At 59.4% G+C, this 20,536-nt stretch carries 20 protein-coding genes and 1 riboswitch; of the genes, 8 read left to right on the top strand and 12 right to left on the bottom strand.

The features are described 5' to 3' along the window. Nucleotides 1-13: 13 nt before the first annotated feature. The 4 genes from ACEN2R_RS14940 to ACEN2R_RS14925 are packed head-to-tail and all read right to left on the bottom strand — an operon-like array spanning nucleotide 14 to nucleotide 4,759. On the bottom strand, nucleotides 14-796 hold the full coding sequence (locus tag ACEN2R_RS14940; protein WP_442043474.1) for a carnitinyl-CoA dehydratase: 783 nt from the start codon (nucleotides 794-796) through the stop codon (nucleotides 14-16). Then, the gene (locus ACEN2R_RS14935) at nucleotides 793-2,823 is read right to left on the bottom strand and encodes an acetate--CoA ligase family protein (protein ID WP_442043473.1); all 2,031 of its coding nucleotides are present in this window, start codon (nucleotides 2,821-2,823) and stop codon (nucleotides 793-795) included. Before ACEN2R_RS14935 ends, ACEN2R_RS14940 begins: the two co-directional genes overlap by 4 nt. A 7-nt stretch (nucleotides 2,824-2,830) precedes the next feature. Then, complete coding sequence (locus ACEN2R_RS14930; RefSeq protein ID WP_442043472.1) at nucleotides 2,831-3,991, bottom strand: acyl-CoA dehydrogenase family protein; 1,161 nt, start codon at nucleotides 3,989-3,991, stop codon at nucleotides 2,831-2,833. A gap of 6 nt (nucleotides 3,992-3,997) precedes the next feature. Continuing rightward, the gene (locus ACEN2R_RS14925; RefSeq protein ID WP_442043471.1) at nucleotides 3,998-4,759 is read right to left on the bottom strand and encodes a class II aldolase and adducin N-terminal domain-containing protein; all 762 of its coding nucleotides are present in this window, start codon (nucleotides 4,757-4,759) and stop codon (nucleotides 3,998-4,000) included. A 112-nt stretch (nucleotides 4,760-4,871) separates the two neighbouring features. Between ACEN2R_RS14925 and ACEN2R_RS14920 the strand changes: the two genes are divergently transcribed. From ACEN2R_RS14920 to ACEN2R_RS14905, 4 genes are all read left to right on the top strand, one after another. Next, the gene (locus tag ACEN2R_RS14920; protein ID WP_442043470.1) at nucleotides 4,872-6,677 is read left to right on the top strand and encodes an adenine deaminase; all 1,806 of its coding nucleotides are present in this window, start codon (nucleotides 4,872-4,874) and stop codon (nucleotides 6,675-6,677) included. Further along, nucleotides 6,678-8,165, top strand: a complete 1,488-nt coding sequence (locus ACEN2R_RS14915) for an AMP nucleosidase (RefSeq protein WP_442043469.1) — start codon at nucleotides 6,678-6,680, stop codon at nucleotides 8,163-8,165. Nucleotides 8,166-8,301: 136 nt separating this feature from the next. Beyond that, entirely contained in the window at nucleotides 8,302-8,592 is a 291-nt protein-coding gene (locus tag ACEN2R_RS14910) for an HU family DNA-binding protein (protein WP_442043468.1), read from the top strand. 89 nt (nucleotides 8,593-8,681) lie between these two features. Further along, complete coding sequence (locus ACEN2R_RS14905; RefSeq protein WP_442043467.1) at nucleotides 8,682-9,575, top strand: DMT family transporter; 894 nt, start codon at nucleotides 8,682-8,684, stop codon at nucleotides 9,573-9,575. Here the strand turns inward: ACEN2R_RS14905 and ACEN2R_RS14900 are convergent. Next, the gene (locus ACEN2R_RS14900; protein WP_442043466.1) at nucleotides 9,546-10,490 is read right to left on the bottom strand and encodes an AEC family transporter; all 945 of its coding nucleotides are present in this window, start codon (nucleotides 10,488-10,490) and stop codon (nucleotides 9,546-9,548) included. The genes ACEN2R_RS14905 and ACEN2R_RS14900 overlap by 30 nt on opposite strands. 3 nt (nucleotides 10,491-10,493) lie before the next feature. Beyond that, nucleotides 10,494-11,594 carry a chorismate synthase gene (gene aroC, locus ACEN2R_RS14895; protein ID WP_442043465.1) on the bottom strand — a complete coding sequence of 367 codons (1,101 nt, stop codon included), beginning with the start codon at nucleotides 11,592-11,594 and terminating at the stop codon, nucleotides 10,494-10,496. A 92-nt stretch (nucleotides 11,595-11,686) separates the two neighbouring features. Continuing rightward, a riboswitch (TPP riboswitch) is annotated at nucleotides 11,687-11,785 on the top strand. A 37-nt stretch (nucleotides 11,786-11,822) separates the two neighbouring features. Between aroC and thiB the strand changes: the two genes are divergently transcribed. The 3 genes from thiB to ACEN2R_RS14880 are packed head-to-tail and all read left to right on the top strand — an operon-like array spanning nucleotide 11,823 to nucleotide 15,032. After that, on the top strand, nucleotides 11,823-12,803 hold the full coding sequence (gene thiB, locus ACEN2R_RS14890; RefSeq protein ID WP_442043464.1) for a thiamine ABC transporter substrate binding subunit: 981 nt from the start codon (nucleotides 11,823-11,825) through the stop codon (nucleotides 12,801-12,803). Then, nucleotides 12,779-14,353, top strand: a complete 1,575-nt coding sequence (locus tag ACEN2R_RS14885) for a thiamine/thiamine pyrophosphate ABC transporter permease ThiP (protein WP_442043463.1) — start codon at nucleotides 12,779-12,781, stop codon at nucleotides 14,351-14,353. Before thiB ends, ACEN2R_RS14885 begins: the two co-directional genes overlap by 25 nt. After that, on the top strand, nucleotides 14,340-15,032 hold the full coding sequence (locus tag ACEN2R_RS14880; protein ID WP_442043462.1) for a thiamine ABC transporter ATP-binding protein: 693 nt from the start codon (nucleotides 14,340-14,342) through the stop codon (nucleotides 15,030-15,032). Before ACEN2R_RS14885 ends, ACEN2R_RS14880 begins: the two co-directional genes overlap by 14 nt. Nucleotides 15,033-15,099: 67 nt before the next feature. Here the strand turns inward: ACEN2R_RS14880 and ACEN2R_RS14875 are convergent, their stop codons facing one another. Genes ACEN2R_RS14875 through petA form a run of 3 tightly spaced genes read right to left on the bottom strand, consistent with a single transcriptional unit; the run spans nucleotide 15,100 to nucleotide 17,831 of the window. Beyond that, nucleotides 15,100-15,888, bottom strand: a complete 789-nt coding sequence (locus ACEN2R_RS14875; protein WP_442043509.1) for a cytochrome c1 — start codon at nucleotides 15,886-15,888, stop codon at nucleotides 15,100-15,102. 17 nt (nucleotides 15,889-15,905) lie between these two features. Next, a complete protein-coding gene (petB, locus tag ACEN2R_RS14870) occupies nucleotides 15,906-17,255 on the bottom strand; it encodes a cytochrome b (protein ID WP_442043461.1) in 1,350 nt (449 codons plus the stop codon). Nucleotides 17,256-17,267: 12 nt separating this feature from the next. After that, nucleotides 17,268-17,831 carry a ubiquinol-cytochrome c reductase iron-sulfur subunit gene (petA, locus tag ACEN2R_RS14865; RefSeq protein WP_442043460.1) on the bottom strand — a complete coding sequence of 188 codons (564 nt, stop codon included), beginning with the start codon at nucleotides 17,829-17,831 and terminating at the stop codon, nucleotides 17,268-17,270. A 319-nt stretch (nucleotides 17,832-18,150) separates the two neighbouring features. Here petA and ACEN2R_RS14860 point away from each other — a divergent pair, with 319 nt between their 5' ends. Continuing rightward, nucleotides 18,151-18,807 (top strand): outer membrane protein, encoded by a 657-nt coding sequence (locus ACEN2R_RS14860; protein WP_442043459.1) that lies wholly within the window; start codon nucleotides 18,151-18,153, stop codon nucleotides 18,805-18,807. A gap of 66 nt (nucleotides 18,808-18,873) precedes the next feature. Here ACEN2R_RS14860 and ACEN2R_RS14855 read toward each other — a convergent pair whose 3' ends face one another. The 3 genes from ACEN2R_RS14855 to ACEN2R_RS14845 are packed head-to-tail and all read right to left on the bottom strand — an operon-like array spanning nucleotide 18,874 to nucleotide 20,487. Beyond that, on the bottom strand, nucleotides 18,874-19,152 hold the full coding sequence (locus ACEN2R_RS14855; RefSeq protein WP_442043458.1) for a hypothetical protein: 279 nt from the start codon (nucleotides 19,150-19,152) through the stop codon (nucleotides 18,874-18,876). A gap of 60 nt (nucleotides 19,153-19,212) precedes the next feature. Continuing rightward, on the bottom strand, nucleotides 19,213-19,836 hold the full coding sequence (locus ACEN2R_RS14850) for an FMN-binding negative transcriptional regulator (RefSeq protein ID WP_442043457.1): 624 nt from the start codon (nucleotides 19,834-19,836) through the stop codon (nucleotides 19,213-19,215). A 12-nt stretch (nucleotides 19,837-19,848) separates the two neighbouring features. Beyond that, nucleotides 19,849-20,487, bottom strand: a complete 639-nt coding sequence (locus tag ACEN2R_RS14845; RefSeq protein ID WP_442043456.1) for a glutathione S-transferase — start codon at nucleotides 20,485-20,487, stop codon at nucleotides 19,849-19,851. Nucleotides 20,488-20,536 lie beyond the last annotated feature (49 nt).

Raw genomic sequence — 20,536 nt, 5'->3', positions numbered from 1 at the left:
GCGCAAGGGCACCCTAACGCCCCTTCCACACGGGGTCACGTTTTTCGGTAAAAGCCTTTGCGCCCTCAAGCTGATCCTCGGAGGAATAGAGCCTGTCAACGCTGGCCAGTTGCCGTTTTGTGATGCGGTTCATGGCGTCCTGAAATTTGGCATCTTCGGCATCGCGCACGATTTCCTTGATGGCCGCATAGACCAGTGGCGGCCCCGAGGCGATGGTGCGGGCAAGCGTCCAGGCGCGGTCAATCAGGCTCTCTTTTGCCAGAATTTCATTCACAAGACCCCAGCGATGCGCCTCGGTGGCGTCGAACCAGCGCCCGGTCAACAGGAGCTCCATTGCGATGTGATAGGGGATTCGCTTGGGTAATTTCACGCTGGCCGCATCTGCCACCGTGCCGGAGCGGATTTCCGGCAGGGCAAAGGTGGCGTGGTCGGCAGCGAGGATAATATCGGCGGACAGGGCAAGTTCCAGCCCGCCACCGCAGGCAATGCCGTTGACCGCAGCGATGACGGGTTTGTTCAGGTCGCGCAACTCCTGCAACCCGCCGAAGCCGCCAACGCCGTAGTCGCCATCGACGGCATCGCCATCTGCAGCTGCCTTCAGATCCCATCCGGGGCAAAAGAACTTGTCCCCCGCGCCTGTGATAATAGCAACGCGAAGATCGGGGTCGTCGCGGAATGCGGCAAAGGTCCGGCCCATGATTCGGCTGGTGGCCAGGTCAATCGCATTGGCCTTTGGCCGGTCGAGCGTGACAAAAAGGATCGGGCCGTCGCGTTGTGTCTTGATCGGGTGTGTCATGGCGCCTCTCTTATCAGTGCATCTGCTGCGATTGCGATGAAGGGTGTGCAAATAAGGGGGTTCACTTCAACCTCTGCTACCTTGTGCGCGTTGGCAAGAACATAGGACTGGATTGCGGACACCGCCGAGAGGATCGAGGGAATATCAGCGCCGGGTTTGCCACGATAGCCCGTCAGCAGTTTTACAACTCTTAGCCGGAACAGAGCCTGTTTTACGGCATCTGGCGTTGCTGGAACCAGCAACGACTGGCTGTCCTGCATCAGGTCGGTCAGGATGCCGCCAGAGGCGATTGTCAGGACGAATCCATGCGCGGGGTCCTTTACGATCCCGACCAAAAGCTCTGCAACTGTGTCTGTGATCATCTCTTCCAGCAAATAGGACGGTGCCGCCATGGCGCGGGCGGCATCCCGGACCTGACCGGCATTATTCAGGTTCAAAACGACAGCGCCCGCCTCGGTCTTATGGGCGTGGCCTTCGTCTTTTAAAACAAGCGGAAAGCGCAGTGTTAGTGACGCTTTATGCGCGGACTCAGCGTCTGGGGCGTGCGCTGATTTCGGGGTGGGCAGGCCGAATGCCGCCAGTTTACGCTTTGCCTCCGCCTCTGTCAGGGTTGCGGCGTCGGTCACAGGTGTTGCCAGCAAAAGCGGCGTTGGATCGGGTGGCATGATGCTGGCGGCGGCCTCTATCGCGTCGATCGCTTCGACAAGCCCGTTCAGGGGGGCAACCCCATTCGCGATCAGGCGTTGCGCGATGTCCTCTGGTATAAGCTCTGGCAGAGTGGCGACCAATGCGACCTGCGCGCCGGTCCGAGCCTTTGCCGCGATCGCCGCCTCGATTGTGCAGTCCCAGTCGGACGGGTCGCAGCGGTCCGGGCGGGGAAAGTCGACAATCACCATGGTCATGGCGATGTCGGGGGCCATCATCGCGGCCCAGGCTGTGGTCATTGCGGGGGCGTCGCGCCAGATGTAGGTGTTGTAATCCAGCGGGTTGGCGAGGGCAACCAAAGGGCCTAATGCACTTCTTAGAGCCTCTTTTTGGATGTCGGACAGCGGCGGAAAAATCACATTTTTGCCGACGGTGGTGTCTGCGGCAAGGCTGGCCTCGCCGCCCGAGCAGCTGATCGAGGCAATGCGGTTCGAGCGAAGCGGCCCGGTGACATGCAAAAGCTTGAGCGTTTCAACAAAGGCGGGAAGACTGTGGATGCGGGGTATGCCGAGGCGATCCAGTAAGGCTTGGGCGCCGGCATCCTTTCCGGCCAAAGATGCGGTATGCGATATGGTCGCGGCCTGCGCCTGCGGCGACTTTCCGACCTTCAGGGCGATGACTGGCTTGCCGCATGTATGGGCCTTGGCGGCAAAGGCCTCCCACATACGGAGATCCTGAAACCCCTCTACATGCAGGCCGATCGCGGTAACACGGGGATCATCCAGCAGCGCCGCCGCAATCTGCGGCTGGCCCGTTTGCGCCTGATTTCCGACCGTGATCATATAGGCAATGGGCAGCGCGCGGGTCTGCATCGTCAGATTGATCGCGATATTCGAGGATTGGGTAAGGATCGCGACGCCCGACGTCACCCGCTGGCAGCCGTGTTGATCGGGCCACAGCAGGGCGCCATCAAGCGAATTGATAAAGCCATAGCAATTGGGGCCAAGGATTGGCATCTGGTCTGCGGCGATCAGCAGGCGGCGTTGCAAATCCGATGCGCCCTCGTCTTCGGCGCTGGCCTCGGCAAAACCGGACGCAAAGCAGGTAGCACCGCCTGCACCCATCGCCGCCAGCTGTGCGACGATATCAATTGTGGTGGTCCTGTTGACACCTACAAAACTGGCGTCGGGGGGCGTAGGAAGGTCATTCAGGCTGGAATAGGCTCTGATTCCGCAGATATCAGATGCTGTCGGGTGGACCGGCCAGATATGTCCGGCAAAGCCTGTCTTCTGACATTGTGCGATGACGGACCTGCACCATGCGCCGCCCCCGATCACGGCGATCGAGCGGGGGCGCAGAAGGCGGGATAGATCGCGTGTCATGGGGCTGTCACGCCCCCAACGCCCGCAACAGATCGCGGCTGATGATGTGGCGCTGTATTTCGGACGTGCCGTCCCAGATCCGTTCAACCCGCGCATCGCGCCAGAATCGTTCCAGGGGGTAGTCGTCCATCAGCCCCATACCGCCGTGAATCTGGATCGCGGCATCGGTCACGCGGCCCAACATTTCGCTGGCATAAAGCTTGGCGCTGGCGATTTCGCGGTTGGCAGGCCGCCCCTCGTCCAGCCGGTTCGCGGCGGCCAGTGTCAACAGGTCGGCCGCGTCGATTTCGGTGATCATATCGGCAAGCTGAAAGCTGACGCCCTGAAATTTTCCGATTCTCTGCCCGAACTGTTCGCGTTCGGCGGCATAGGTCAGCGCATAGTCGAACACCCGCCGTGCCCGTCCGACAGACATGGTGGCGACGGTAATTCGGGTGGCATAGAGCCATGTGTTCATCACCTCGAACCCAGCATCGACCTGACCCAGAACCTGCGCATCGGGCAGGCGGCAGTCGTCGAAATCAAGGATCATGTTCTTGTAGCCACGGTGGCTGACGGATTTATACCCGTCACGGATGGTAAAGCCCGGCGTGCCACGATCCACCAGAAAGGCCGTAATCCGCTTTTTGGGGCCTTTGGGCGTGTCGTCTTCGCCGGTCGCGATAAAGACGATTATGAAATCCGCATGATCCGCGCCAGAGATGAAATGCTTGGTGCCGTTGACAACCCAATCACCGCCATCGCGCCTTGCGGCACATTTCATCCCGCGCACATCGCTGCCGGCACCCGGTTCCGTCATGGCCAGCGCGTCCATCCGCTCGCCACGCACGGCGGGCATCAGGTAGCGTTCCTTCTGTTCGCCGGTGCAGGCCATCAGGATATTCTGGGGTCGTCCGAAAAAATGGTTCAGCGCCATCGACCCGCGCCCCAGTTCTCGTTCGACAAGGGCAAAATCAAGGTGGTTTAGACCCGCACAACCGACGCTTTCGGGAAAGTTGCAGGCATAGAACCCCAGATCAAGTGTCTTGCGTTTGATCTCGGCTGCGATCTCGTGCGGGACTTCGCCGGTTTGATCCACCAGCGTCTCAAAGGGGTAGATCTCGCGCTCCACAAAATCCCGGACAGTCGAGACAATCATGTCCTGCTCGTCGGTCAATCCAAATTGCATCAGTCACTAACTCGCATAGTTCGATCCTTCCTCATTCAGAATGGCCTTCAGTTCTTCCAGATGCCGCACGTCTTGCTCTGGGTAGCTTTCCAGTTCACGCGCCGTTTTTTCAGCAACCTCATCGGACAAAACCCGCAGCGGCTGGCCGGTCTGCAGGGCGCGGATATAGGTCTCGGCGGCGCGTTCGAAATAGTAAAGCCGGTTGAAGGTGTCGGCGACGCTGTTGCCGATGATCATGACACCGTGGTTGCCCATGATCATCACCTTCTTTTTCGGGTCGGTGAACAGTTGGGCGCACCGCTCTCCCTCGTCCTCGAACGCAAGACCGCCATAGTTTTCGTCAATCACATAGCGGTTGAAGAAGGTCGCGCAGTTCTGGTCGATCGGTGGCAGGCGGCTGTCTTTCAGCGCTGCAAGAACGGTCGCGTGGATCGAGTGGACATGCATCGCGCAACGGGCGTGGGGGCAGTGGCGGTGCAACCCGCCGTGCAGACCCCAGGCTGTCGGGTCCGGTGCGTTCGGGCCGGCAAGGGTTTCGGGGTCGTTCGCGTCGATCAACAACAGATCAGAGGCTTTGACCCGGCTGAAATGCATCTGGTTCGGGTTCATCAGGAATTTTGTGCCGTCGTCATTGACCGACAGGCTGAAATGGTTCGCCACGGCCTCGTGCAGGTTCAGGCGCGCGGTCCAGCGAAAGGCGGCGGCAAGATCGACGCGCTCCTGCCAGTGGTCGATATTGGGGCGGGGGCGGGAATGGACTGTTTGCATCGGGGGCTCCTGTCTTTGGGCCAGTTAGGCATGGATCAGGCCGCAGTGCCTAGCCCTTTTGCGACAAAAGATCGGGGCTTGAACCTGCGTTCAATCCGTGGAAACTTTGTCCATGGAACATATTAAACATAAAACTTGGGCCCAAAGCGCTGCACGTCTTGTCGCGGTGGCCGCTGGGCGTGCGCCTGCCGATCTGGTGATCCGCGGGGGAATTTGGGTCAACGTGCAAACCCGAGAGGTTTTGCCGGACCATGACATCGCCATTGCCGACGGGCGGTTCGCCTATTGCGGGCCGGATGCGTCGCATTGCGTCGGGCCGGACACGCAAATTATCGAGGCCGGGGGCCAGTATATGATCCCCGGTTTGTGCGACGGGCATATGCATATCGAAAGCGGCATGCTGACACCGGCGGAATTCGCCCGCGCGGTGATCCCGCATGGCACTACGTCGATGTTCACCGATCCGCACGAGATTGCCAATGTGCTTGGCCTGCGCGGCGTGCGGATGATGCACGACGAGGCGCTGATGCAGCCGGTCAACATCTTTACCCAGATGCCCAGCTGCGCGCCCTCTGCGCCGGGTCTGGAAACGACCGGTTTCGAGATCACCGCCGACGATGTTGCCGAGGCGATGGGCTGGCCCGGAATCATCGGTCTGGGCGAGATGATGAACTTTCCGGGCGTTGTGAACGGCGACCCCAAGATGCTGGCGGAAATGGCGGCGACGATGAATGCGGGCAAGACCGTGGGGGGGCATTATGCCAGCCCCGATCTGGGTCCGGCCTTTGCGGCCTATGTCGCGGGTGGCCCCGCCGACGATCACGAGGGCACCTGCGAGGCGGATGCGATTGCCCGCGTTCGTCAGGGGATGCGGTCGATGATGCGGTTGGGGTCCGCGTGGTATGACGTGGAAACGCAGATCACTGCGATCACCGAAAAGGGGCTGGATTCGCGCAACTTCATCCTGTGCACCGATGATTGCCATTCGGGAACATTGGTGAATGATGGCCATATGAACCGCGTTGTCCGGCATGCGATTGCCTGCGGATGTGATCCGCTGGTGGCGCTGCAAATGGCAACAATCAACACCGCGACGCATTTCGGTCTGGAACGCGAATTAGGCTCTATTTCACCCGGAAGACGTGCTGATGTAGTACTGACCAGCGACCTTCGGACGCTGCCTATTCACCGCGTGATTGCCCGTGGGGTGACGGTGGCGATAGACGGCGCGATCACCGTGGAGTGTCCGCATTACGATTGGCCCGATGACGCGCGGGCGACGGTGCATCTGGGCAAGACGCTATGCGGCGCGGATTTCCACATTCACGCCCCTGCCGGTGCGAACGAGGTGCGCGCGCGGGTGATCGGGGTGGTGGAAAATCAGGCCCCGACCAAAGCGCTAAGCGCGGACCTGCAAGTTCAGGACGGCCTTGTTCCGGGGGATCCAGCCCGCGACATTTGCCAGATCGCACTGGTTGAGCGGCATCGCGGAACGGGGGGTGTGGTGAACGCCTTTGTCTCGGGGTTCGGGTATACGGGCGATATGGCGATGGCCTCGACCGTGGCGCATGACAGCCATCACATGATTGTCGTAGGAACATCGCATACCGATATGGCGCTGGCCGCGAACAGGCTGGGCGAGGTCGGAGGCGGTGTGACGGTGTGGAAAGACGGAAGAGAGATCGCGCTGGTGAAACTGCCGATCGCGGGCCTGATGTCTGACGAACCGGCGCAGGACGTGGCGGCAGCGGCCGACCGTATGATGGCGGCCATGGCGGACTGCGGCTGTGACTTGAACAACGCCTATATGCAACATTCGCTGCTTGGCCTTGTTGTGATCCCCGAATTGCGCATTTCCGATCTGGGGTTGGTCGATGTGACCAAATTTGAAATTACCGACCTATTCGAGGATATCTGAGTGAAATTAAGACATGACCCCAGCCTGCCGACCCTGACACCCGATGTGCCAGAGGACGAGGCGTTTTCCGATCCTGTGGCCGCCGTTGCGCGATTGCGAGAGCTTTACGACAGCGCCACGCATTTTCTGTGCAGCCGCTTTGCCGATACCGTTCGAGAGGGGCGCCCCACATCAAGGTTCCGGGCCTATTACCCCGAAATTCGTGTCACGACGACCAGCTTTGCCAAGTCGGATAGCCGCCTTAGCTTTGGTCATGTGGCCGTTCCGGGCACCTATTCCACAACCATCACACGGCCCGACCTGTTCCAGCATTATCTGGAACAGCAGATCGACCTTTTGATGAAGAACCACGGCATTGACGTGACGATTGGCGCGTCGGAAACACCCATGCCGGTGCATTTCGCGGTGGCCAATGATGCAAGCGTTACTGTGCCGCAAGAAGGTGTGATGGATTTCCCGCTGCGCGACGTGTTCGACGTGCCGGATCTGTCAACAACGAACGATGATATCGTCAACGGTTTCGGATTTTCCAATCCTGACGGCTCTGGGGCACTGGCACCTTTTACCGCGCAACGGGTGGATTATTCGCTGGCGCGTCTGTCGCATTACACCGCGACGCAGGCAGAGCATTTCCAGAACCATGTTCTGTTCACCAACTACCAGTTCTACGTCGAAGAGTTCGAGGCCTATGCCCGCAAGGCGCTGGCCGATCCTGACAGCGGCTATACCAGTTTTGTTGGCCCCGGTAACGTCGAGATCACCGACCCACTTGCGTCGATGCAGCCACCTGCAAAACTGCCGCAGATGCCGACCTACCACCTGAAACGGAAAGGCGCGAAAGGCATCACGCTGGTCAACATCGGCGTCGGCCCGTCGAATGCCAAGACCGCCACCGACCATATCGCGGTTTTACGCCCCCATGCCTGGCTGATGGTTGGCCATTGCGCGGGCCTGCGCAATTCGCAATCTCTGGGCGATTTCGTTCTGGCGCACGCCTATCTGCGCGAGGATCACGTTCTGGACGATGACCTGCCCGTCTGGGTGCCCATTCCCGCGCTTGCCGAAATCCAGATCGCGCTGGAAGAGGCGGTGGCAAGTGTGACCATGCTGGAAGGCTATGATCTGAAGCGGATCATGCGGACCGGAACTGTCGCCACCATCGACAACCGCAACTGGGAGCTTCGCGACCAATCCGGCCCGGTTCAAAGGCTGAGCCAGTCGCGGGCCATTGCGCTGGATATGGAAAGCGCCACGATTGCCGCCAACGGTTTCCGGTTCCGCGTGCCCTATGGAACGCTGCTGTGCGTATCGGACAAACCGCTGCACGGAGAGCTTAAATTGCCCGGTATGGCGACCGATTTCTACAAGACGCAGGTGACCCGGCACCTGTTAATCGGGATTAGTGCGATGGAGAAATTGCGGGATATGCCGCTTGAACGGATCCATTCCCGCAAATTGCGCAGCTTTGAGGAGACCGCATTCCTGTGACTTAGGGTAAAATTCAGCACAAAACGCATTAAAACGCCCCAAAGTGCTCCACTAATCGTTGTGTCGGGCCGCTATATTCAGTTAAATATGGCCAATGAGGCCCAACTGGTGCGGGCAGAACGAGGAGACCATAATAATGGCAAATAAACCAATGACCAAAACCCAACTCGTCGCGGCATTGTCCGAAGAGATGGGCGCAGATAAAAAAACTGCTGGTGCCGCTCTTGATGGCATCATTTCCCTGATCACCAAAGAAGTCGGCGGCGGCGGTGCTGTCACGCTTCCCGGTGTTGGCAAGATCTATTGCCGCGAGCGTCCGGCACGCACTGTGCGCAACCCCGCCACGGGCGAGCAGATGCAAAAAGACGCGGACAAGGTTGTCAAGATGACCATCGCAAAAGCGCTGAAAGACAGCGTGAACGGCTGATCCGTTCCGGCCTTGCGCCGCTATACGAATTGACTAGGGTCGCCATTGTGCGGCCCTTTTCTTTTTCGGCCAGTCAGTTAGGACTTTTGATGGATCTTCGTGCAATAGGAATGGGGCTGGCGTTTGCCCTGATGTGGTCAAGCGCCTTTACCTCGGCGCGGATTATCGTAGCGGACGCCGCGCCTTTGGCCTCTCTATCGCTTCGGTTCTTGTTGTCGGGCATTGTCGGGGTTCTGATCGCGCTTGCCATGGGGCAGACATGGCGCCTAAGCCCTGCCCAGTGGCGCGCGACGATCATTTTTGGCCTGTGCCAGAACGCGCTGTATCTGGGACTGAACTTTGTCGCGATGCAAACCATAGAGGCGTCTTTGGCCGCGATCATCGCCGCGACGATGCCGCTGATGGTTGCCGTGCTTGGGTGGCTGTTTCTGAAAGACAAGATCAGGCCATTGGGTGTTTGGGGACTGATCGCCGGCGTTATCGGTGTCGCGATCATCATGGGTTCGCGGCTAAGCGGGGGCGTTGACCTTTATGGCGTGATCTTGTGCGGCATTGCTGCATTGGCGCTAAGCCTTGCCACTCTTTCGGTGCGCGGCGCGTCGTCGGGCGGGAATGTGATGATGATTGTCGGCCTGCAGATGTTCATCGGCTCGGGTATCCTTGCCGTTGTCGCCTATCTGTTTGAGCCGTTCCATGTGCGCCTGTCAGGGCCGCTGATCGCCGCTTTCGCCTATACCACGCTGGTTCCCGGGGTTTTGGCGACCTTTGTCTGGTTCTCCTTGGTCAACCGCATCGGTGCCGTGCGTGCTGCGACGTTCCATTTCCTCAACCCGTTTTTCGGTGTCGCTGTCGCCGCTGCCTTGTTGGGCGAGACCCTTGGCTGGCTGGATGTGCTGGGGGTTGCGATTATCGCGGGTGGTATTCTTGCGGTTCAACTGTCAAAACAGCCGCCTTCAGGAAAACAGCCACAACAGGCAGCTTAAAGTAAAAAACGCCCCCACCGTTGCCCCCAAAAGCGAGATAGAGGCAATGCCTTCATGCCCGTATTCCTGCGCAAGGATCGCATAAATACCCATCATCGGCATCGCCGCCGTCAGAATGACCGCGTGTTGCAATTCTTGTGACAGCAGGGGAAGCCCCAGCATCGGAACAAGCAGAACGGCACCGAACATGACGGCGGGATGCAACAGCAGCTTGCCTGCCGCAATTTGAGCGGCCATCGCGCGATTCCCTTTGATCGGCAGACCAACAAGCGAACCGCCGATCACAAGCAGCGCCAATGCACTGGCCGACCCGGCCAGCATCGACAGCAATTTCGTCACCGCAACGGGAAGCGGAATGCCGCTGGCAACGGTCGTGATCGCAAGGAGCAGCGCAATGACGATGGGACGTTTCAGAAGCCCGAGCAGCAATGCGACCAGCAGTTTCGGAACGCTTTTCGACTGCCGGTCGCGCGACAAATCCAGCAGCACAAGGCAAAGCGGAACAATGACGACATTCTCGACCACGACGCTCATTGCAAGCACCAGACCTGCGATATCGGGCAGGATCATCATCATGACAGGGTAACCGACATAACCGGAATTGGAACAGGCCGACCCCATGGCGCCTATCGCGCGACGTGCCGGGCCAACGCCCTGCAACGTGAACCAAAGATAGGCAAGGGCGAGCGTTGCAAGACTGCCCAATAGGTAGACAAGAAGATAGGCCGGGTTCAGCACCTCGGACAGGCTGCGGCTGGATACAGACAGAAAGATCAAAGCGGGCAGTGCGATGTTGATGACATAAGCCCCCAAAACACGCATGTCAGATTGCCGGAACAACCCACCCTTGACCGTTCCATAGCCCAACCCGATCGCAGCAAAGATCGGAAAGGTGATGGAAAGGATCCCGATCATAGATTAGCCGATCAGCCCCCGGTTTTCGCCGATCTGTCCGCGATGCAACAGCAGGTGGTCAAGGATCACGCAGGCCATCATCGCCTCGCCCACAGGCACGGCGCGGATGCCGACACAGGGGTCGTGACGCCCTTTTGTGATGATCTCGGTCTCTTCCCCGGATTTGGTGATTGTCTTGCGTGGCTTCAGGATCGATGATGTGGGCTTGACCGCAAAGCGGACGACAATGTCCTGCCCGGTGGAAATACCCCCCAGAATGCCGCCCGCATGGTTGGACGAATAGACCGGCCCGCCCGGCCCCATGCTGATTTCGTCGGCATTTAGTTCCCCGGTCAGCATGGCGGCCGACATGCCTTCTCCGATTTCCACGCCTTTGACAGCGTTGATCGACATCATCGCGGCGGCCAGATCAGTGTCTAACTTGCCGTAAACCGGTGCGCCGATGCCTGCGGGAACCCCGCGTGCAACCACCTCGATTATCGCGCCGACAGAACTGCCGGATTTGCGCAGACCGCCCAGATAGTCGGCCCAATCGGTCGCGGCCTTGGCGTCAGGCACCCAGAACGGGTTCTGTTCGATCTGGTCCCAGTCAAAGCCGTCACGATCAATTTTATGCGGGCCCATCTGCACCATATACCCGGTGATCTGCACATTGGGCGCAAGCACGCGGATTGCCTCGCGGGCAACGCCGCCCGCCGCCACGCGGGATGCCGTTTCGCGGGCAGAGGACCGCCCGCCGCCGCGATAGTCACGGATTCCGTATTTCTGCCAATAGGTGATGTCGGCATGACCGGGGCGGAACTTCTCGGCGATGTCGCCATAATCCTTGGACCGCTGATCGGTGTTTTCGATCATCAACTGGATCGGTGTTCCGGTGGTCTGCCCTTCGAACACGCCGGACAGGATTTTCACCTCGTCCGCTTCTTGGCGCTGGGTGGTGAACTTGTTCTGGCCCGGTTTGCGCTTGTCCAGCCAGTGCTGGATCATCGCCTCGGTCACCGGCACGCCGGGGGGGCAGCCGTCAACAGTGGCACCCAGGGCCGGGCCGTGGCTTTCGCCCCAAGTGGTGACGCGAAACAGATGACCGAAAGAGTTGATCGACATGGGCAGGGCTCCTTTAGGAAACGGTCTAGCGGGCGCGTGACTGCGCCTCAAGCGGTTTTGGCTTGTCTGGGGGGCCTATCGCGCCTAGATATTCACCTACCTCGGGGTGCTCGAAAGGGCTGAGACGCATTTGCGGACCCGTTGAACCTGAACCGGTTAAGACCGGCGGAGGGAAGGTTGTTGGATATTCTCCATCCTGACCCCGCCCGTCGCATATGGAGGATGACGATGAGATATCTGACACTTGCTGCGGGACTTTGCCTTGCGACAGTCGCGCAGGCAGAGACCCCAGTGCTAACAGTCTATGCCCCCGACTATTTCGGGTCCGAATGGGGCCCCGGCCCCGCGATTGAAGCGGCGTTCGAGAAAACCTGCGCCTGTGACCTGCAATTCGTGACCGGCGACGTGTTGCCGCGACTGATGTTGGAAGGCGCGCGCACCAAGGCGGACGCGGTGATCGGGTTGAACACCGATGTCACCAAAAAAGCCCGCGAAACCGGCCTGTTCGCCACCCATGGTCAGGACACGACCGACCTGACGATGCCGATCAAATGGACCGATGAGGTGTTCCTGCCGTTCAACTGGGGCTACACCGCCTTCGTCTACGACAACACAAGGATCACCAATCCACCGACCAGCTTTCAGGCTTTGCTGGACGCGCCGGATGATCTGAAAATCGTGATCCAGGACCCGCGCACCTCGATCTCTGGCCTTGCGCTTTTGCTGTGGGTCAAGGCGATTTATGGTGACGAGGCACAGGCCGCCTGGACCAAACTGGCCCCAAAAATCCTGACCGTGACCAAAGGCTGGTCCGAGGCGTATGGCATGTTCACCGACGGCGAGGCGGATATGGTGCTGTCTTACACGACGTCGCGGCTGTACCATATCATCGCGGAGCAGGATCAGACAAAGTCTGCAGCCATCTTTGATGAAGGGCACTATTTCATGGTCGAGCTTGCGGGGAAAATTGCCGGAACGGACCAGCCGGAACTGGCAGACGCGTTCATGGATTTCATTCTGACAGAGGAATTCCAGTCGCTTATCCCAACCGGAAACTGGTCCTATCCTGCGAAACTGGACCCATCAAAGCTGCCGCCTGAATTCGCGCAGCTGGGTGTGCCGGCCAAGACGATTTTCTATTCGGAAGACGACGCCGACGCCCTGCGCGACGCGGCATTGGCCGAATGGCTAAGCGCGCTGTCGCAATAACGCCGGTGGTTTGGGCGGGGGCCGCGGCTGCGGCCCTTGTCCTGACGCTGACGATTGGCACGCTGGGCGCTGTTGTCTGGCGTGCCGAAGGGTTTGGCGGCTTGGGTCCGGCGGACTGGCAGGCGGTGCGGTTCACCCTGATGCAAGCGTTTGTGTCCTCTGCGCTGAGCGTTGGCCTTGCGATACCTGTCGCGCGGGCGCTGGCGCGGCGGCAGTTTGTCGGAAAGGGCCTGTTGGTGACGCTGCTTGGTGCGCCTTTCATTCTGCCCGTTATCGTGGCCGTCCTTGGGTTGCTGGCGGTGTTTGGCCGCAATGGCATGGTGAACCACGCGCTGCTTTGGGCCGGATCAGAGCCTGTTTCGATCTACGGGTTTCAGGGCGTCGTGCTGGCGCATGTGTTCTTTAACCTGCCGTTGTCGACCCGCCTTATCCTGCAAGGATGGCAGGCGATACCGGCAGAGCGGTTCCGCCTTGCGGCCTCTTTGGGGTTCTCGTCCACCGACGTGAAACATGTGCTGGAACGCCCGATGCTAAGGACCGTTCTGCCCGGCGCATTCGTGGTGATCTTTCTGATATGCACGACCAGCTTTGCAGTCGCTCTTGCGCTTGGGGGTGGACCAAAGGCGACGACCGTCGAACTGGCGATCTATCAGGCGTTCCGCTTTGACTTTGATCTGGGAAAAGCGGCGCTTTTGGCCTGTATCCAGTTTGCGATCTGTGCCGTTCTGGCGGGCGTGTCCATTTGGGTCACTGTTCCTGTGGTCACGGGGGGCGGCGTGGACCGCATCGTGCAGCGCTGGGATACCGGCGCCCTGTGGATGAGGGCGCTGGACGCATGCTGGATCATGGCTGCGGCGGCGTTTCTGCTGGTGCCGCTGACGATGATCGTCTTGCAGGGCTTGCCGGGGCTTGCGTCACTTGGTGCCAGCACCGGCTGGGCGGCGGTGCGGTCTGTTTGTGTTGCTTTGGTTTCGGCGTTTCTGACGCTGGGGCTGGCGCTGCCCGTTGCCCTTGTCGTGGCGGGCAAGCGTTTCGGGCGGGCGTCTTTTATGATGGAGGGGATCGGGTATCTGGCGATTGCGGCCTCTCCTTTGGTGATTGGAACGGGGCTGTTCATACTGGTTTTTCCTGTCGCTGATCCCGTTGCGCTGGCCTTGCCGATCACTGCGGCGATCAACGCGGTAATGAGCCTTCCCTTTGCGATGCGCGCGCTGATTCCGGCCGTGCAAGAGGTAGAGGCACGGTTCGGTCCCTTGGCGGACAGTCTGGGCATGACCGGCATGGCCCGGCTGCGGTATCTGTTGCTGCCGCGTTTGCGGCGGCCAATCGGGTTTGCCGCAGGGTTGGCTGCGGCGTTGTCGATGGGCGATTTGGGGGTGATTGCGCTGTTCGCGGACCCTGATCACGCGACGCTGCCCCTGCATCTTTACCGACTTATGGGGGCCTACCGGATGGAGGGTGCGGCGGGTGTTGCTTTGGTCTTGTTGGCGCTAAGTCTTGTGCTGTTCTGGATATTTGATCGGGGGGGCCGGGTGGATGTTGACGCTTGAGGGACTGCGGATCGAAATGGACGACTTCCAGCTTTGTGCCGACCTGACAATCAAGCAAGGATCGCGCGTTGCAGTGGTCGGGCCGTCGGGGGCGGGGAAATCGACCCTGCTTGGCGCTTTGGCCGGGTTTGTGCCGATCACGGCGGGCCGGATTCTGTGGGAAGGTCAGAATATTTCAATGCTTTCGCCAGCGCAGCGGCCCATCAGCCTGCTGTTTCAGGACAACAACTTGTTTCCGCATCTGACGGCGGCACAGAATGTGGGTCTTGGCCTGCGACCCGATTTGCGGCTGTCACCGGCGCAAACCGCACAGGTCAACGAGGCGCTGTTGCGCGTGGGCCTGAACGGCATGGGTGGGCGCAAGCCTGCGGAACTGTCCGGCGGGCAGCAAAGCCGCGTGGCCTTGGCGCGAATGCTGTTGCGGGGAAAGCCGCTTGTGCTGCTGGATGAGCCGTTCTCGGCGCTTGGCCCGGCATTGAGGGTTGAGATGTTGGATCTGGTTGCTGAACTGATGACAGAGTCCGGTGCGACAATGCTGATGGTCACACATGATCCGCAAGACGCGCTGCGTATTGCTGGTCAGACGGTGCTGGTTGCAGAGGGGATCGCCCACGCGCCGCAAGAAACCAAAGCGTTGTTCGCCGATCCACCAGAGGCACTGCGCCGCTATCTTGGCTAGGGACCGATGCGGCACATAAAAAAACCCGCCAGTACGGCGGGGTTTTCTGTTTTTGATACGGCCTGACTTAGGCGTGTTTCTTTTTGCCTTTGACGCCAGCCCAGATCCGCTTGTTCGTCAGGTACAAAAGCACCGACAACAGTGTCAGGAACAACACGGCGACAAAACCGGTTTGCTTGCGTGCCATCATCTTGGGTTCTGCCGTCCACATCAAAAAGGCGGATACGTCTTCCGCCAAGTGCTGAGTGCTGGCGGAATGCCCGTCAGCATATTCCACAAGATCATCCGACAGAGGCGGCGGCATTGCGATCCAGCCACCGGGGAAGGCGTGGTTTTCATAAAAAACCGTGCCTGCCTGCTCTTTTTCCTCGCCGGTGTATCCGGTCAGGATCGCGGTGATATATTCCGGTCCGCCGATACCCTTGAACATCTGGTTGATGCCGGTGCCATATGGCCCATGAAAACCAGCGCGGGCCTTGGCCATCAGGCTAAGGTCAGGTGCGTTTTCCAGACCGGACGCAGGGAAATGGTCTGTGGGTGTCGCTTCGCGATCTTCGCCGGTGTCCTTGTCGGTCACCGTAAAGTTTTTCGCATAGGCGATGACCTGCTCTTCGGGAAGAGCGGGACCGCCTTCGTCTGACAGCGTGCGGATCGGCACGAAGGTCAGGCCGTGACAGGCCGAGCAGACCTCTGTGTGAACCTGAAGGCCGCGCTGCAGCTGGTTCCGGTCAAATGCGCCAAACGGACCTTCGAAGGAAAACGCGACATCTTCGATGTGCGCGGTTTCCGCTGCGATGGCGTTACCTGCTGTCAGGGCAAGTGCGGCAATCGCCGAAAGGGTGAGGTTTCTGATCATGGTCATGTGATCCTTTCTCACTCTGCCGGTGTCGTTGCGGACGCAGAAGCTGCATCAGCACCGGGTTTGGCGTAGTGGGCGTTGAAATCGTCTTCGATCGTGGCGGGCTGTGCCAACGGTTTCTCGATCACGCCCAGAAGGGGCAAGAGGATCAGGAAATAGCCGAACCAGTATGCCGATGCGATCAGCGAGATTGTTGCGTAGGGCTCTTCTGCGGGCATTGCACCGACCCACATCAGGACGACAAAGTCCACGACAAGCAGGGCAAACCACCATTTGAACATGGGGCGATAACGACCCGAGCGGACCGACGATGTATCAAGCCACGGCGCCAGAGCCATAACGGCAATCGCGCCGAACATCGCCAGAACACCAAAGAACTTGGCGTCTACAATGCCGCCAGTGACGAACGAGGCGATTTGCACGACCCAGACATCAGCGGTGAACGCACGCAGGATCGCGTAGAATGGCAGGAAATACCATTCCGGGACGATGTGCGCAGGCGTCGCCAGCGGGTTTGCCATTGTGTAGTTGTCGGGGTGGCCCAGATAGTTGGGCATGAAGCCGACGATCGCAAAGAAGATCACCATAATCACGGCCAGCGCGAACAGATCCTTCATGACGAAGTAGGGCCAGAACGGCAGCGTGTCTTTTTCGGCCTCGGCTTTCGATCCGCGACGCACTTCTACACCTGTCGGGTTGTTGTTGCCCGTCGTGTGGAAGGCCCAGATGTGAACGATAACAAGACCGGCAATCACGAAGGGCAGCAGGTAGTGCAATGAGAAAAAGCGGTTCAACGTGGCGTTGTCCACGGCAGGCCCGCCCAACAACCAGGCCTGAATAGGCTCGCCCACCAAGGGGATCGCGCCGAACAGGCCGGTGATGACGGTTGCGCCCCAGAACGACATCTGGCCCCATGGCAGAACGTAGCCCATGAATGCCGTCGCCATCATCGCAAGGTAGATAAACATGCCGATGATCCACGTAATCTCGCGCGGGGCTTTGTACGACCCGTAGTAAAGGCCGCGGAAGATGTGGGCATATACCGCGACAAAGAACAGCGACGCGCCGTTCGCGTGCAGATACCGCAGCATGTAGCCACCGTTGACGTCGCGCATGATATGCTCGACCGAGGCAAAGGCCATATCGACATGGGGGGTATAATGCATGACCAGCACGATGCCGGTAATGATTTGCAGCGCCAGACAAAACGTCAGGACAATGCCCCAGATCCACATCCAGTTCAGGTTCTTCGGAGTGGGGAGCATCAGCGTGTCGTAAAGCAGACCAACGATCGGCAGCCGCGTGTGCAGCCACTTTTCGCCGTTTGACTTAGGTTCGTAATGGTCGTGAGGAATTCCAGCCATTTGCGCTCTCCCTTAACCGAGTTTGATGGTGGACGCGTCCACGAATTCTGCGACAGGCACCGGCAGGTTGCGCGGGGCCGGGCCTTTTCGAATGCGACCCGACGTATCGTAATGCGAGCCATGACAAGGGCAGAACCATCCGCCGAAATCTCCGGCACCGTCACCCAGAGGCACACAGCCCAGGTGTGTGCAGACGCCCATCATCACCAGCCATTCGCCGCTTTCATCCAATGCGCGGTTCTTGTCTGCGGCGGTCGCCTCGGCGGCCACGTTTGCATTCTCGGCGCCCTGATCCACCAGATCGGCCAATGGAACGGCGCGCGCTGCGGAAATCTCGTCTTCCGTGCGACGACGGATGAAAACGGGCTTGCCCCGCCACTTCACCGTCAACTGGCTTCCGACTTCAAGCGCGGATACATCAACGCGAATAGAGGCCAGCGCCTGGACATCGGCACTCGGGTTCATTTGGTTGACCAAAGGCCAAACTGCGGCGCCGACCGTTACTGCACCGGCGCCAGCCGTTGCGTAGTAAAGGAAATCCCGGCGGGTGCCTTCGTGATCTTCTGCGTGCGACACGAGGTTTTCTCCCTTTCTTGGCTGTTGGTTAAGCCAAAACGACATGTGACCGCAGTTTCCCGCAGCCGTACCAAGGCGGTATTTAACGAGCGCCCCCCCTGTCGTCCAGCGGACATTAGGGCGCAGCATCAACAAAATGTTCCGAAAGTGTCTTAATGCGACAGTTAATCAGGGGTGGGGCAACATTTCCCGGCTTCGCGACCCCCTTGGACCAACTGCGTTGCGGATTTGCACGCATCACGAAAGGTTTGATTTTGTCGCATTACAGAGACCTTAAATTTCTGTAATCTTTAGCATCTAATCTTTCAGGATTCTTCACATGATACGCAAATCCCTTACGCTCGCAGCAGCCGTAATCTGTCTTGCCGTTCCGGCGAGCGCGGAAATGACAGTGAGCCTTTACAGTGGCTACCAGACCGCGCCACACAGCAAGGTGACAACCTCTGGCGTAACCGGCAGCCCGTCAAACTTCACTACAGGCTGGGAGGGCAAGTCATTCGACATGCCTCCTTATTACGGCTTGCGCGCGACATGGTGGCGGAATGACAACATCGGTTTCGCCTTCGAAGTGAACCACGCCAAGGTCTATGCGGACAGTGTCGGCAAAACGACGGGTAACTTTGACCGGCTGGAATTTACCGATGGTTTGAACCTGATCACGCTGAACGCCCTGTATCGGTGGAAAAACGATGCGCGCCGCTTTACCCCCTATGTGGGTCTGGGGGCCGGTATTGCCGTTCCGCACGTCGATCTGACGCCGACCGCCACCGGCGCCCACACTTTCGGATATCAACTGACTGGCCCGGCCGCGCAGTGGATCGGCGGCGTCAGCTATGACCTGAATGATCGCTGGGCTTTGTTCGGCGAATACAAAGGCACCTATTCAACGCATAATGTCGATGTCGAAGGCGGTGGAACGCTGAAGACCAACGTCGTTACCAATGCGCTGAACCTTGGTGTGACTTACAAGTTCTAAGGCATAGTGCCGCCGGACGTTCAAAAGCCCTGTCATCTGGCAGGGCTTTTTCGTCTTTGGACCACCCTAAACCTTTCGGAATTTTAACCGGCCAAGCGCGGAAATGTCGATTTCAACCCCCGGCCCATTGTCACCGAACCGCAGGGTCCGGTTGAACCGACCCGTGCCATTGATCTGTTCCGCGTCCTTGCGCAGGGTCAGCCCCTCCTGCACATCATCCATCGCATCTTCGGCGCGCTGGTCAATGCGGCCCGACTGGATGCGCCGGGTCGCGGCATAGGTCGCAAGCGCGACGATGCCATAGCGAAGTGCCAGACCGGCGATGGGGGCAAGTGGCAGGGCCATGACCATTCTCCCGTTCCATCAGATCATATTATTGTAGGAGCGGTTGCGCGACCTGTCCATTCACGTCTCGGGCAGGTCGCGCATCAGATCCGAAAGCGCGTGTATCTCATGCCCGATCCCGTGCGTCATGACCTGCTTTGCCGACGCAAGGCGCACCTCGTCCGGCTTGTTCTGGTTCAGTTTCCAGGTGCCGTCGATCTTTGTGATCGTCAGGCGGCAAGGGACAATGGCGCGCATCATCCGGTCCATCACGCCATCGGTCATCTTTGTGTCGGTCCAAGGGGTCTTGGGCCGCAGCCGTTCCTCGAACAGCGTCGATTGGCGGGCCAGCATGTCCTGCATCTGGTCCTGCGGCAAACGCTCTAATGTGCCGCGCAGGTGAACGGCGATGTAGTTCCACGTTGGCACCTGATCTTCGACGCCATACCAATCGGGCGAAATATAGCTGTCCGGCCCTGCCACGGCGATGACGACCTGCTGCGGCTGCTCCAACAGCCCGACAATCGGATTGGAGCGCACAAGGTGCAGATCCGCGCTCTGGCCATCCTCGTTCAACAAGAACGGCACATGAGACAACAGCGGGCCATCGGGCGCATTCACCGCAAGCGTCCCGAATGCGCGGCTGCGGGCGAAGCCGATGTTTAGCGCGTCAGGTGATTTGCGGAAAGCGGGGTTGGGGTGCATCGGGCGTATCCTTCAGTTATCGTCGGCAAACAGGGTGACCGGATCACCTGCCTGCCATTTCGGGTATTTCGTCATCACGCTGGCAAACAGCGCCGAGGCCAGAAACGTCTCCAGCCAGTGCGATAGCGCGGGCCAGGGCTGCGCATCGAACCAGTGTTTGTCCGTCATCGCGAACTGGCGGACGAACGGCAGGATCGCCATATCGGCCAACGAGGGCCGGATGCCGAACAGAAACGGCTGCGACCCTAGCATTTTGTCCAGTTTCCACAGGAACAGAGCCGCATTTTTCCGCGCATCCATTGGGTCTGCCCCTTGATTGCGGCTAGCATATTTGGTGCGGTCCAGCGCCGTTTTGAACGGACCGTCGGCCTCTGTTATCAGGTCATGGCCTTCGGTGGGCATGTCCAGCCACCCCGCCGGATCATTCCGCGCCAAGGCCCATGTCATGATGTGCAGGCTCTCGTCGATCACGCGCGGCCCGTCCACCAGAACGGGAACAGTCCCCTTGGGGGACGCTATCAGCATTTCGGGCGCCTTGTCCCGCAGGACAATTTCACGCAATGCAACGGGGATGCCCGCGGTTTTCACAGCAAGGCGGGCGCGCATCGCATAGGGGCAGCGGCGAAAGGAATAGAGGACAGGCAGGGTCATCCGGCGATTTCGCGCGAAAATGTCGCGCAGTTCAAGCGGGCAACATGGA

The sequence above is a fragment of the Pseudogemmobacter sp. W21_MBD1_M6 genome, assembly GCF_052119585.1.
GTDB lineage: Bacteria > Pseudomonadota > Alphaproteobacteria > Rhodobacterales > Rhodobacteraceae > JBGQOJ01.
Note: the sequence above shows the minus strand (reverse complement) of the source record. Positions and strands in the feature narration are given on the sequence as shown.